The organism is Bacteroides sp. AM16-24 (genome assembly GCF_003471885.1).
In the GTDB taxonomy this organism is placed as follows: Bacteria; Bacteroidota; Bacteroidia; order Bacteroidales; family Bacteroidaceae; genus Bacteroides.
On record NZ_QRKI01000014.1, the window covers coordinates 26,652 to 41,166 of the forward strand.

Below are 14,515 nucleotides of genomic sequence, written 5' to 3' on the forward strand. Positions count from 1 at the left end.
ATAGCAGTATGTAATCTATTATTTATTCTTCAACTTATACTCATTGTATGCTTTCCACATATCAGGTACCCCATATCCATAGATATTATCGGGAAAATCCGCACGGTCACCGGACCGACGTACCAATTCAATCACTTCTTTTGCTGTCAACTTCGGACAAGCCTGCCACAAACAAGTCACCATACCACACATAATAGGCGAAGAGAAAGAAGTACCATTAGCCCGTCCCTGATTACCATCCGGACGGATGACGTCTGATCCTGACCCTACTGCAACTACATCAGGCTTCACACGATGGTCTGCAGTATTACCAATAGATGAGAAAGGGGCCAATGTTCCTTTCTTATCAACAGCTCCTACCGTCAATACATTTTCCGCATCTCCCGGAGGGGTAATTTTCTTCCAAGAACCCATGCCGGAATTACCAGCACTACATACCAGCACCATTCCCTTATCAGCAATGCGTGAAGCCTGACGAGACATCAAAGCATGCCGTCCATCCAAATCACGGTATTTATAATTCTTTGATTTGTCATCAAACGTATAATACCCCAAAGAGGTATTAATCACATCCACTCCCACACTATCGGCAAATTCTACGGCAGCCGACCAATAATCCTGCTCTACCAGATGTTCCGAATATTCGTCTTCACTACGAAGCAACCAGAAGGAAGCTTCGGGTGCTGTCCCTGTCATAATCTCAGGCTGATTCATTCCAATGCAAGACAGAACGCTCAAGCCATGACTGCTCTCCGCAAAAATATCCGCTTGGGGATTCACAAAATCTTTTGTACCCAAAATATGAATATTCTGCATAGCAGTAATCTTATCTACATTGTGGAAACCGGCATCAATAACTGCAATCGTCATTCCCTGACCTTTGAAACCTGCTTCATGCAGTTTATCTCCATTGCTCAGTTGAACCTGAGTGATGGCACGCCCATAGATACTATCCGGATGCAGGATCGGTTGATTGATTACAGAATCCCGTTCCGTTGACATTGTCGGTTTATCAGCACCGGGAGAAAACCATACCTTTTCCGTAGAACGTACAAAAGGTAATGCTGCAATGCGGTCTATTAAAGTAGTATCGTTACAAGATACTGTTACAAAATTATCCCACTTTCCAACCACCACAATATTCACTCCCTGCTTGCGGATTTCATCTATATATTTGCGGCACACCGGAAGATCAGTAGAATCAATCGGAAGATTCTGCTTTTTACGTCGCTCAATAGCCTTTTCCGACAGGAACTTTTCAGGACGTTTTAACGAATACTCTGTAGCAGCCTTGTCTTTTAAACTGATGCGATACTTCAATGAATCTTGCTGTGCGGACACACCTGTCATAAACAGGATGAAAGCCCCAAAAAGAAATAATTTTCTCATTCTATTACTATCCATTACTTATTTATTTTCTGCAATAACCAAGCCAATGCCCCGCTGGGAAGCAATAAACGAGCCCCCCACTACCCGCCTTCCAATATAGAATACAGCTGACTGCCCGGGTGCAATAGCTGATGCTTCGGACAAGAAATGTACAAACAGCCGCCCGTCTTCCAGCCTTTTCACCGTGCAGGGAATCGGTTTGCTACGATAACGGATACGTACTGTCAAGTCAGGAGCCGAGAAGAATTCCTGTTCATCGATAATGTTATCCTGTTCGGTCAGCATATATTCGGTCTGTAGTTGTTCGGCATCACCCAGCATCACTGTATTCTTCTGCGGATTTATCTTCAACACATAAGCCGGTTTGCCCAAAGCTATTTCCAGACCTTTCCGCTGTCCGATGGTATAATAAGGAAAACCTTTATGCTCACCCAACTTCACCCCTTCGGAATTGACAAACCATCCGGGACCGATTTCACGGTCTATTTCAGGAGAATGTTCGCGCAGGAAGTCCCGGTAATCACCCTTGATGAAACATACCTCCATGCTCTCCCCTTCTTCCGCCTTCAATTGATAGCCTTTCCCACGCAGATACTCCCGCACTTGCAACTTCGTATAAGTGCCCAGCGGAAAAAGGCAACGTTTCAGCACATCCTGCCCCAGTCGCCAAAGAAAATAAGATTGGTCTTTCTTATCGTCATCTCCGGCCACTATATATATATTCCCGTTCTTTTCTTCCAGACGGCTATAATGCCCGGTAGAGATAAATGCGCAATCCAGTTTGTCCGCCCATTCAGTAAGTATACGGAATTTAAATGTAGGGTTACACATCACGCACGGATTGGGTGTCCGCCCCTGGCAATATTCATCAATAAAGTTCTGCACAATTACTTTGCGAAAAGCCTCACGCTCATCAGCCACATGGTGTTCGATACCCATACTGTCGGCAAGTTGTCGCGCCTCCACCGGTTCATCTCCCCACACCCACATGGTTAGTCCGACTATCTCATACCCCTGTTCTTTCAACATCAGACAAGTGGCGGTACTGTCTATACCGCCGCTCATGCCTACCAATACTCGCTTCTCAGGTCTGTTCATTTTAGGATGTTCATTCAATTAGCTTACAAAAATAGATGATTTCGGGGAGAAGAAAAACAAAATGTCCCTCAAAAGTTGGACAATAACTTTTGAGGGACTTTATTTTTATCTTTTAAGGCATATCCTTATTTGAAAAGTAACTGTGCCATGTGATACAAACTTCTACGCCAAGTCAGGAATTCATGCGCCGTATCGGGAGAAACGAACGACGTAGCCTTGAAACCGGCAGCCTTGAGGTCGTTCACAGCCTTAGTCACACCATCCGGATTCTCCTTGCTTCCGCAACTGATGAAGATGGATTCCACCTGCTTTTTATCCTTGATATCGTCCGGTGCATAAGTACCACCGCTCAACAGTCCATAGTAATTGAATACTTCCGGACGTCGCAGAGTAATCAGTTTCGTCTCAAAGCCACCCATAGAAAGTCCTGCCATAGCACGGTGCTTCTTGTCGGCCTGTGTACGGAAGTTACTATCAATATAAGGTATTAGTTCGTCCACCAGCACCGTTTCAAACTCCTTAGCCGTGAACTCTTTGATATGCCCAAATTTCACATCATTCGTCATGCCATACGTCATTACAATGATGAACGGTTCAATCTTGCCTTCGGCAATCAGGTTGTCCATAATCAGATTCGCATGCCCCTGGTTGGACCATGCCGTTTCATCTTCTCCCCATCCGTGCTGTAAATAAAGAACCGGATACTTCTTCTTATCCTTGCCATAAGTGGGCGGTGTATAAACAAATGCACGACGGTGAGTGTCCGTACTCTTGGAATAGAAATAAACCTGCTGAACATTGCCGTGAGGCACTTGTTTCATGGCATAGAAATCTTCGTCATGAGCCGGAATCTCAATGCCGCTTTCCCATCGGCAAGAACCGTAATAATTCTTGGCGCCCGGGTCATTAAACACGCCACCGTCGATAGTGAGGTGGTAATAATGGAATCCCTCGTCCATAGGGCCATCTGTAGTACCCACCCATACACCTTCTTTATCCTTGCGGAGAACTGTGCCGCCACGACCTCCCAGTCCAAGGCTGACAATGACTGATTTGGCATCAGGAGCAACTACACGGAAGCGGGCATATCCTTGCGAATTAACCATAGGATACTGCTGTCCGGGCTGATTAAGCACAGAAGGACGGAAATCTTCTTTCACCACAGCATTATCGCGTGCCGGATCAAAATCCTTAATGATGCTATAGACACGTTTCGGCTTGTAATTCTCATCGTAAGGCAACGGATAATTGCGTGCGCCGAGCCATGAGTCGCGATCGGAAAGATTCCAGAAAGTAACATTGTCTACCACATCCTTATGCTTACGAAGCACTTTAAACAGGCGAGCATACTGATCTTCCTGAAGCGTTTTCACTACCTGACTGATATTGCCGCCATCACGGCTGAAGTTGAGCTGTCCTCCCATTTCCTGATTGGCACGAATATCCAACTCGGTAATATGAATATGTTTCACTATCGTAGAGTATTTTGTCAAGGCAGCATCTACATCTTCCATACTCGGACCGTAGACATTGTAATGTCCCTGCATGCCGATACCATCAATGGGCACACCTTCTTCCTTCATGGATTTCACCATATTATAGATGCGGTCGCGCTTTCCGGGATCGGCAGCATTATAGTCATTATAGAAAAGGAGTACATTAGGGTCGGCCTCACGGGCATAAATAAAGGCTTTCTTAATGAACTCGTCACCGGCAATCTGATAAAGGGGGGAATTGCGATATGGACTTGGTTGCTCTCCCATGCCTCGCCGGCCACCCTGCCAGCCACCATCGGAGATAGCTTCGTTCACCACGTCCCACGCATATATCACGTCTTTATAACGTTCCACGATGGCTGTGATATGATGCTTCATATTCTGGAATAATTTCTCTTTCGACACAAAATCGCCTTTTTCATCCTTATACATCCATTCTCCTATCTGGGCATGCCACATCAAGCAATGCCCGCGAAGTTTGATACCGTTGCTACGGCAAAAGTTGGCGATCTTGTCGGCATTCTCCCAGTTGAACTGTCCGTAGGCAGGCTCGGTGGGTTGCGGCTTCATGTCGTTTTCCGCCGTAATACTGTTAAAGTCTTTTTTGATGATGGCAATCTGTTCGGGATTTGCTATGTTACGCATATTAACAGCCACGCCAATAGAGAAGTAATCTTTATAAGCATCCTTCAGTCCTGTTTCGCCGCTTTGTGCGAACCCGTTATTTGCACTCATGGCAAATGCCAACGCGCAAAGGGAAAATTTGAATAAATGTTTCATCTGATAATTATTTAAAAGGTTTTTCATTGTATATCCGTATACTATGATATCATATATACATTATTTAATGTTTGCTATTGGAAACGGTTGCAAAAGAATGCTTTTTTTAGAGAGAATCCCCATATCTGTGTTACAAGTTTTTTCGCTTATGTTACCTCCTCTAATAAAAAGTGAAGGAAAACGTCTTTTTATGGTTGACACCACCACTAAAATGAAAAAGAAAAAAGAGAATTGTAACTAAAACGAAATACACATGACATAAAAACATAACACGTATGTCTGAACTTTGCCGCCATAAATTAATCGACTACAACTAAGAATTATGAAGAAAAGCGCATTGATGTTGCTCATCATTTTGTTGCCACTGGCTGTGAAAGCTCAAACTCCATACCGCAACGAAGACGGAAAGAAGATTGATAAAGAAGAGCTGGAAACAAAAGATTATCTTCCGGAAATACATGGTACTATCCGCACCAAGTTCGAGTATCAGACAGAAATGGCTGCCAGCCGCTTCGAAGTGCGCAATGCGCGTATTAGTATTACCGGCAATGTATTACCGATAGTGGCTTATAAAGCAGAAATCGACCTTTCCGATGAAGGACAAATCAAGATGCTGGATGCCTACGCCCGCCTCTTCCCGGTAAAAGACCTGACAGTAACTGCAGGACAAATGCGCGTACCGTTCACCATTGACGCCCACCGTTCTCCGCACCAGCAATATTTTGCCAACCGTTCATTCATTGCGAAACAAGTCGGTAACGTACGTGACGTTGGCGTTACATTGGGATATAAACTCGGAACTGAAATACCTGTTACATTAGAGAGCGGGCTTTATAATGGTTCGGGACTGACCAACCAGAAGGAGTGGCACAAAGAAGTGAATTACTCCGCCAAAGCGCAATTCCTGTTTGCCCAAAAACTTAATCTGGCTTTAAGCATACAGAGCATTCAGCCGCAAGATGTACGGATTAACTCTTATGACATCGGTGTTTTCTACGAATCCGGCCGTTTCCATATTGAAGGGGAATACCTGTACAAGACGTATGCTGACAATGCTTACGACAATGTGCATGCCGTGAACAGCTTCATCAACTACGATTTACCTCTACGAAAGGTTTTCAACAAAATGTCTTTCCTGGTACGCTATGATATGATGACCAGCCAGAGCGACGGCAAAGCTATCGATGAGGAAACAGGCGCTTTAGTCACTACTGACTATAAACGGCACCGCGTGACGGGTGGTGTCACTTTCAGCCTCAGCAAAGCATTCCGTACGGACCTTCGCCTGAACTTTGAAAAATACTTTTATGCCAAAAACAGCATTGCCAAAGAATCAGAGCAGGATAAGATTGTATTAGAACTGATGGTTCGGTTCTAATGCACGCAAATCTCTCAGACAATCAGCTCCGCTTAGGCCGATACAGGATACCGAATATATTAATCAAATACCCTGTCAAACATACGATGGGAGCTACCCTTATACGCAATCTGCTGAATATATCAGGGTTGTAAGCGGCGGGGGTACTCCCCTCGCCGCTCATGAACAGATATCCCACTATTATTATTACCGATCCAATTAGCAGAATCACATAATTTCTCCTGCCAAATACCGTTTCTGTCTCCTTCTGCTTCATTATTTTTGTTCCCATGTTCTTCTTTAGTTTTAGTTCTTATAACCCATGTTTGGAGCAAATAGTGCATATTTATCTTCAAACCGTCTGTTGCTCTCTTTATAACTCTCCTCATCTACCTTCTTCAGGAGTTCATTACATTGGTTCCATTGCCAGAATTTATAGATACAATCATTGCGGACCATTTCCATACGGTTCCCCTTTAATGAAAAAGCCCAGTTGATATAATCTTCCGCTTCGGCTATCAAATGCTCTGTCAGGGTTATCGTTTTCATCTTTTCGCCCAATGTGGCATAGGCTGTTGCTATGCTATAAGAACCGCTTTCATACGTTTCGGGAACATTATACCCCGGAACAGCCTGTTCCGCATAAGCAAGTACTTTCTTTGCACGCGCAGGGTCTCCTTGTTTTATCAGTTCTTTGGCCAGTTGCGCGAAAAGCCTGCGATGATACCAACACGTACGCAGGGTTGTTTCATCCAGATAGAGCCCCGGAGTATTCAGCCCGCCATATTTATATCTGTTCATTACATTGTCATAAAGCCTTTCCACATCTACTGCATAAGGCCTGTTTTCGTCGGCATCTCCCCACTTCTTATAGTCAAAAGGCGTAAAACGGAATGCTAATCCTTCCTGCACAAAGTAATTGTCAAACTTCAATTTACTAACACTCCCTACGGAGATTGCAAGGTAAAGCGGACGTTCCCAATTACAGTTCGCCAGTATCTCCAGCATCAGTAAATCTACTTTGTTCAGCATACGTATATCTTTTAAAGGAATATAAAGTTTGTCCGGTATCGCATCTTTCAGTTCTTCCCCCTTCAACTGCCGGATTGCTTCAGGAAGCATGATTCCCGAACGAAGCAGCGCGTCCTTATCAATATGGATATTTATCGTATCCGTAGGAATTACATTAAATTCCTGTCTCTCTGAGAATATCCAATATTTCAAGATATTTTTTACTTCAAACGGGTCTTCTCCAAAGCTGTCACGTGCTTCCTCCGGATTTCTCCGGTACAATTCCTCTATTTGCTTTTTCAGTTCCGGGCGTACGGCCACATATTCGTTTTTACCTTCCTGATATTGATTCTTATTCCAACTTATAGGTAGTCCGGGAGCATCATACAACGGACATTGCTGTTGATAAATATACCAATCGGTCTGTGCGTAGCTTAGGTTGCAGACACGTGCATCCTTGCGTACTTCCTCCGTATCCTGATTATACCACAATGGGAAAGTATCATTATCCCCGTTACAAAAGATAATCGGATTTCCCGTATCGGGAAGAGTCATCAGATAGTTAGCCCCAAAGTCGCGACAAGTGAAACGGGCACTCCGGTCATGGTCATCCCACGTCTGAGTGGCCATTTGCACCGGAATCAATAAACAGATTGTCATTAATACACCGACTTGTACCGTAGAAGTCGTTTTCCGGCGAAGCGCATCACACAATCCGGCAGCACCTATCCCTATCCAGATAGCAAAAGCATAGAACGAACCGGCGTATGCATAGTCCCGTTCGCGCGGCTGACCGGGTGTTTGATTCAGATAAAGCACAATAGCCAATCCTGTCATAAAGAAGAGGAAAAACAGTACACTAAACTGCTGTTTGCCTTTCTTGCTGCGATTCCATTGCCAATAGATGCCGAACAGTCCTAATAATAGCGGCAATCCGTAAAACACATTGTGCCCTTTGTTCTGGCGCAGGGATTCCGGCAACAAACTCTGGTCTCCCAACCTTAAATTATCCAACCAGGAAATTCCTGTTATCCAGTTCCCATGTTCCGGTTCACCACTTCCTTGCACATCGTTCTGCCGTCCTACAAAGTTCCACAAGAAATAGCGCCAATACATATAGTTGAGTTGATAGGTAATGAAATAAGTCAGGTTTTCTTTTTGTGTGGGAGCGGCCTCGTTTCCTCCTGTCCAATTTTTGTAAGAAGAAGCCATGCGCTCACTCCACATCCGGGGAAACAGCATATTCTGAGTATAGCACACATCTTCTTTATGCCGGATTATTTTATATTTGCCTTCTTCTTTATCCGGGCGATATACAGCACTCCCCTTTGTGGTTTTTACTCTGTAATAGTCACCCTCGGGCACATATTCCGGTTCGGAAGCGTAGGTTTTTCCATAAAGCAGGGGAGCACTTTCATACTGCTCTCGGTTCAGATAACTTTTGAGCGTAAAAATATTGTCCGGCGCATTCTCATTAAGCGGAGTATTGGCGTTGGCACGAATCAGTATCACCGCATAGGTGGTATAGCCTACGGTGAGCATAAGCAAGCACCATAAAGAAGTATGCAACATACGTTTTCGGAAACGATAAATGGCTCCGGCCAGTACGAAGAATGTTAAAGCTAAAAAGCTTATCAGCCCTGTGTGGAAAGGAAGCCCGAATACATTGACAAAAAGCAGTTCGAACCAGCCTCCCATGTCAGCCATGCCCGGAATATAAACAAAAAGAATAAATATAATAAGAAGACCGGATATAGTAATTGCCGCAGCTACTCCTTTAAGCGATATCGTCCGATATTTCTGATAATAGAAAACCAACACAATAGCCGGGATACAGAGCAAATTAAGCAAATGCACTCCGATTGACAGCCCGATGACATAAGCTATCAGGATAAGCCAACGGTCGCCATATACCGAATCCGACTCATCTTGCCAGCGAAGAATCATCCAAAACACCAGTGCCGTAAGAAAAGAAGAGAAGGCATAGACTTCACCTTCTACCGCACTGAACCAGAATGTGTCACTGAATGTATATGCCAAGGCTCCAACAAACCCTGCCCCCAGAATGATGATGACATCCGCCGTTGATAAATTCTGCCCATCATTTATGATCAGAAACCTTACTAACCGGGTGATACTCCAAAAAAGAAATAAGATACAACCGGCACTCAGCAACGCATTCAGAAAATTAACCATCCAGGACACTTGTGACGGGTCGGAAGCAAACTGAGTAAACAAGTTTCCAACAAGCATATAGAAAGGTGCACCCGGCGGATGCCCCACTTGTAACTTTTCGGCACACGAAATAAATTCGGGACAGTCCCAAAAACTGACAGTAGGTTCAATTGTCATTCCATATACAAAAGCTGCTATCACAAAGACAATCCACCCACTAAAATCATTCCACTTTTTAAATAATAAGTTGCTCATTGTTCTGTAACTTTTTTGTTTGCAAAGTTATAGAACAGCCCCGTAAAAGAGAAGAAATTTACCGGACGAGCACGGACATCCCGGCAGCATAGTCAACTGATAACCAGCAATATTACATTACCAATTACAGACAAATTCAGACTTACAATGATTTTACAATATCTTCCAACGATTCTTTAGAGTTTGCCAACATCAGTTTCTCCGTTTTTATCCTGGAGATTCTCCGGGTCAGAGTCTCAACAGTCAGTTTCATTAAATCAGCAAAACAAGCGGGCTGAACGCCTTCGCGTAAAAAGGCACATACCCTTAAATCCTCTTCCGTAAGTTTCGGACTTATCCCTCTCAATTTGGATACAAGTCCGTAAACACTCTCCTGAAGCCGCAATAGTTCGGTCCAGTCTTTCTCAGAGAAAAAAGATACTTTAGAAGATAAAGCCGTTCGCTCCTTCAACTGACGGACTTTTGAGACAACCGGAGAGCTCTCATAAATATATTGTTGGAGGGATTGATATTTTTCTTCAAGATAATTACATTGCATCACCAGTTTGTCAGCTTCGACCTCTTTCATCTGCATTTCTTCCTTAAAGGTATCCAGTTGCGAATGTACTGTCAGATGTTTCTTCCAAAGTAACCCAAGCAAGAGAGACATAACACCCAATAAACCTAAAGCAGAAGATAAAATGACAGTAGAGTTATCTTTGCTGTCAATCAACATCAACTGGCTGGCGTATGCTTTTCTTTCCATCTCCAGCGCCTCGTCAAAGTTTTCATATTTCTGATAATACAGGCTGCATCTCTTGCAAATCTTAGTCATTTGCTCATATTCTTCTGCTTGTGCTGCTAATTTTATTGCTTCCTTGAAATGAACTTCGGCGTCTTTCTCCTGATTCAAATCACTCTCTACGCATGCCAGATAATAATAGGCTCTCGACTTTTGAAGTTCATTTCCATATTGCTCATAATAAGATACCGCCTGACGAATCTGATTATCAGAAGAATGAGGTATATTCTTATCTTCATTGAATTGAGTACAAAGCAAATTATATTCTGCAAGTTGCTCCTCATTCATCTGGTTCATTTGAATCGTTTCAAGAATAATGGATGCCGTATCCGGATCTTGCTCTATTAATTGAGCGGCTTTGTCCAATCCTTGTTTCACATTAGTCCCCTCCGGATGACATGCAACCAAAGAAAGGATAAATACATACAATAAAATTCGAAGATTACTCATAGTCTCAATTTTTGATCTCTGCATACAAATATGCGACAAATTTATAAGATTATCGTTAAAGTAACGAATATTTCGAATGTACTTCCGATGCATCTGTAGTGTATCCGGAATGCACTTGAGCCATACTTGCTCCGTACTATCTTCAGGTAGAGGTACCTCTGACTGGAGATAGTACGGAGCAAGTATGGCTCTGATACAATTCAGGTACGGTGCAGATACAAAAGAAACCTAAACTTTTCCATACAGAGTTTGATTATTCGCCCGAAAAATCTTATATTTGAATAAATAACTCAATGCTTATGGCAAATCCGATTATTCCGGGAATACCCGAAGCAGAACAAGGGCTGTTGTATCAGAAACTAAACGAATACAACCGGGGAAGAACATCTTACAAAGATGCAGGTGCTTATCTGGTGGTGTTGCCCCATCCCGGCTATCCCCGTTACTCATTATGGGTTTATTCTCCACTACCCGAACGCCAGTCTATTTTTTACATTCAAGACCTTTCTACAAATATCCATGAGAGTCTGCGGGTAGCAAGCAGTCTATGTTATTACTCTCCCCGCTGCATGCTATTGGTGGAGTATAATGCTAAACGTATGCAAAGCAAGGGAGACGATATCATTGCTTTCGGGAAGTATCGCGGACATTTTCTGCACGAGATTTTCCGCATCGACCCGAGTTATGTAAGTTGGATTGCCTATAAATTCACGCCCCGCATTCCTAAACAGGAACGTTTCGCAGAAATAGCCCGGATATACCATTCCGTTCATCTGGATATTCAGAAACGGCAGGCAAGGCAGAAATATTCTACCAGCCGCTTCCTGGGCAAGGAAGGAGATAAAGTAGAGAATCTAACACTGAAAGTACTGCGTGTACGGTTGGAAGACGATCCTTACAAAACAATGGTCAAAGGAACAACTCCCTATTTTTATGTCCGACAAATACTGACGCTGGAAGATTCTATCGGTAATCTGGTTACTTTCCGGATAAGCTCCCGTACGGCAAGCCGTGAATCGGGACAAGTACCCGGTACAGAGCATGCTTTCCAACCCGGTGAGACGGTATTTATCGTCTCAGCGCGTATCTCATGTACCTTTGCTTCGGGAAACAAGCAATATACACGGCTGAATTATGTTAAGTTTAAATAATCATAAAAGATAGGCCGGTCTCTTTCCTGTTAAAAACATTCGTCCTTACTTTACCGGCAGAAAAGGGGGTGCTATAAATATAGCTGAGATTATACCCAATGAACCTGATACGGTTAGTACCGTCGAAGGGAATTTTCTTTCTATATTCTACTATTCGTTTATACTACTATCCCTTTCTGTAAGTAGAACCTCTAAAAATTCAGAGTTTGAATGTTTGACGTACAATTCATTACGCATTTTACGGCATCTATTTCATACTTGGACTCCGCACGTATAGCCCTTGAAGGGGGCTGCCGCTGGGTACAGCTTCGGATGAAAGATGCTTCCGAAAATGAGCTGAAAGCCACAGCCATACGCGTGCAGGACCTCTGCCGCCAATACGGGGCTACCTTCATCATTGATGACCACGTAGACCTGGTGAAACAGATTGGTGCGGACGGTGTCCATTTAGGAAAATTGGATATGCCGATAAAAGAAGCAAGGGAGAGACTTGGTAAAGGTTTCATTATCGGTGGAACCGCCAACACTTTTGAAGACATCAGGCAGCATGTTGCCGATGGCGCGGACTACATTGGTTGCGGCCCCTTCCGTTTCACCACCACCAAACAAAAATTATCACCCATCCTGGGACTGGATGGTTACCGCTCCATCCTGGCGCAGATGAAAGAAGAAGGTCTTTCAATTCCCGTCGTCGGCATTGGTGGAATTACTCGTGAAGATATCCCGGCATTGAAAGCCGTAGGACTAAGCGGGATAGCACTGAGCGGTGGTATTCTGAAAGCCGGGAATCCTGTGCGTGAGATGGAGACAATCATACAACTGACCGAATAGCAATCAATTATTGAACCATGGAAGATAAAACAAAAATCACCTATCCCGATTCCGAGAAAGTCTACATGCAGGGTGAACTTTTCCCTTACCTGAAAGTGGGTATGAGAAAAGTGAATCTGACGCCTACCGTAGTAGTGGAAAACGGGAAGAAAATCATCACGGAAAATGCCCCCGTGTACATCTACGACACAAGTGGAGCATACAGTGACCCGAACCAGAAAGTCGACTTAAAGAAAGGTCTGCCCCGCCTCCGCGAACCGTGGATACAGGAGCGGGAAGTGGAACGACTGACGGCAATCAGTTCCGAATACGGCAAGATGCGCCTGGCAGACAAGAGCCTCGAATCTCTCCGTTTTGAGCATATCACCCTGCCCTACCGTGCGAAAGCGGGCAAGCAGGTTACGCAAATGTACTATGCCAAAAAAGGAATTGTCACCCCGGAAATGGAGTACGTTGCCATTCGCGAAAACATGAACTGCAAGGAATTGGGCATAGAAACTTACATCACACCGGAATTTGTGCGGGATGAGATTGCAGCAGGACGTGCCGCACTGCCTGCCAACATCAACCATCCTGAGGCCGAGCCCATGATTATCGGTTCTAAATTCCTCGTCAAGATAAATACGAATATAGGAAACTCCGCCACTTCTTCCACTATTGAAGAGGAAGTGGAAAAGGCTGTGTGGAGCTGCAAATGGGGAGGCGATACGCTGATGGACTTGTCTACGGGAGAGAACATTCACGAAACGCGTGAATGGATCATTCGCAACTGTCCTGTTCCGGTGGGTACAGTTCCCATGTATCAGGCCATGGAGAAGGTGCGCGGAAAAGCCGAAGACCTGACCTGGGAATTATTCCGGGATACCCTCATCGAACAGTGCGAACAAGGAGTGGATTACTTCACTATCCACTGCGGCATTCGCCTGAAGAATATACATTTCGCCAACGAACGACTTTGCGGAATGGTGAGCCGGGGCGGAAGCATCATTTCGCAATGGTGCAAAATGCATCAGAAGGAGAGCTTCCTCTATGAGCATTTTGATGATATATGCGATATATGTGCGCAATATGACGTAGCCCTGTCACTGGGTGATGGTTTGCGTCCGGGAGCCATACGGGATGCCAATGACCGGGCACAGTTTGCCGAACTGGATACAATGGGAGAACTTGTGGAACGTGCATGGGCAAAGAATGTACAGGCATTCATCGAAGGTCCGGGACACGTGCCGATGCATAAAATCAAAGAGAACATGGACCGCCAGATAGAGAAGTGCCACGGAGCACCATTCTATACACTCGGTCCGTTGGTGACAGACGTTGCACCGGGCTACGACCACATTACAAGTGCCATCGGAGCTGCACAAATCGGTTGGTACGGAACAGCGATGCTTTGTTATGTGACTCCGAAGGAACACCTTGCCCTGCCACAAAAAGAGGATGTGCGTGTAGGTGTAGTCACTTATAAGATTGCCGCACATGCCGCTGACCTAGCCAAAGGACATCCGGGGGCGGAAGTCCGGGACGATGCTTTGAGTAAGGCACGTTATGAATTCCGCTGGAAAGACCAATTCAACCTGAGTCTTGATCCGGAAAGGGCACTCCAATATTATAAAGAAGCCAATCACCTGAATGGAAAGTATTGCACCATGTGCGGACCTAATTTCTGTGCTATGCGCATTAGTCAGCAGTTGAAGGATTGCAATGAATGAGCTATAAGCTACAAGCTACGAGCTACAAGTGC

General features: G+C 44.5%; 10 protein-coding genes and 1 riboswitch. Of the genes, 4 read left to right on the forward strand and 6 right to left on the reverse strand.

What is annotated here, in order from left to right; all coding sequences use genetic code 11:
- Positions 1–18: 18 nt before the first annotated feature.
- The 3 genes from DW182_RS15585 to xyn10D/fae1 form a co-directional block, all read right to left on the reverse strand.
- Positions 19–1,389 carry a S8 family serine peptidase gene (locus DW182_RS15585; protein WP_115503201.1) on the reverse strand — a complete coding sequence of 457 codons (1,371 nt, stop codon included), beginning with the start codon at positions 1,387–1,389 and terminating at the stop codon, positions 19–21.
- Positions 1,390–1,407: 18 nt separating this feature from the next.
- On the reverse strand, positions 1,408–2,487 hold the full coding sequence (gene mnmA, locus DW182_RS15590; protein ID WP_044534035.1) for a tRNA 2-thiouridine(34) synthase MnmA: 1,080 nt from the start codon (positions 2,485–2,487) through the stop codon (positions 1,408–1,410).
- A gap of 125 nt (positions 2,488–2,612) precedes the next feature.
- Entirely contained in the window at positions 2,613–4,763 is a 2,151-nt protein-coding gene (xyn10D/fae1, locus tag DW182_RS15595) for a bifunctional endo-1,4-beta-xylanase/feruloyl esterase (RefSeq protein WP_115503200.1), read from the reverse strand.
- Positions 4,764–5,085: 322 nt separating this feature from the next.
- On the opposite strand from xyn10D/fae1, the gene DW182_RS15600 reads away from it, so the two are divergent.
- On the forward strand, positions 5,086–6,141 hold the full coding sequence (locus tag DW182_RS15600; RefSeq protein ID WP_118296098.1) for a porin: 1,056 nt from the start codon (positions 5,086–5,088) through the stop codon (positions 6,139–6,141).
- A gap of 22 nt (positions 6,142–6,163) precedes the next feature.
- On the opposite strand, the gene DW182_RS15605 is transcribed toward DW182_RS15600, so the two are convergent.
- The 3 genes from DW182_RS15605 to DW182_RS15615 form a co-directional block, all read right to left on the reverse strand.
- Positions 6,164–6,412, reverse strand: a complete 249-nt coding sequence (locus DW182_RS15605) for a DUF3098 domain-containing protein (protein ID WP_118296099.1) — start codon at positions 6,410–6,412, stop codon at positions 6,164–6,166.
- 14 nt (positions 6,413–6,426) lie between these two features.
- On the reverse strand, positions 6,427–9,561 hold the full coding sequence (locus DW182_RS15610) for a DUF2723 domain-containing protein (RefSeq protein ID WP_118296100.1): 3,135 nt from the start codon (positions 9,559–9,561) through the stop codon (positions 6,427–6,429).
- Between the two features lie 142 nt (positions 9,562–9,703).
- Positions 9,704–10,792 carry a hypothetical protein gene (locus DW182_RS15615; RefSeq protein ID WP_021967562.1) on the reverse strand — a complete coding sequence of 363 codons (1,089 nt, stop codon included), beginning with the start codon at positions 10,790–10,792 and terminating at the stop codon, positions 9,704–9,706.
- Positions 10,793–11,091: 299 nt separating this feature from the next.
- On the opposite strand from DW182_RS15615, the gene DW182_RS15620 reads away from it, so the two are divergent.
- The 3 genes from DW182_RS15620 (at position 11,092) to thiC (ending at position 14,483) form a co-directional block, all read left to right on the forward strand.
- Positions 11,092–11,943, forward strand: coding sequence for a hypothetical protein (locus tag DW182_RS15620; protein ID WP_118296181.1), 852 nt, complete (start codon positions 11,092–11,094; stop codon positions 11,941–11,943).
- A gap of 54 nt (positions 11,944–11,997) precedes the next feature.
- Positions 11,998–12,092: riboswitch (TPP riboswitch) on the forward strand.
- 61 nt (positions 12,093–12,153) lie between these two features.
- The gene (locus DW182_RS15625; protein WP_118296101.1) at positions 12,154–12,774 is read left to right on the forward strand and encodes a thiamine phosphate synthase; all 621 of its coding nucleotides are present in this window, start codon (positions 12,154–12,156) and stop codon (positions 12,772–12,774) included.
- A gap of 17 nt (positions 12,775–12,791) precedes the next feature.
- Positions 12,792–14,483, forward strand: a complete 1,692-nt coding sequence (thiC, locus tag DW182_RS15630) for a phosphomethylpyrimidine synthase ThiC (protein WP_117694158.1) — start codon at positions 12,792–12,794, stop codon at positions 14,481–14,483.
- Positions 14,484–14,515 lie beyond the last annotated feature (32 nt).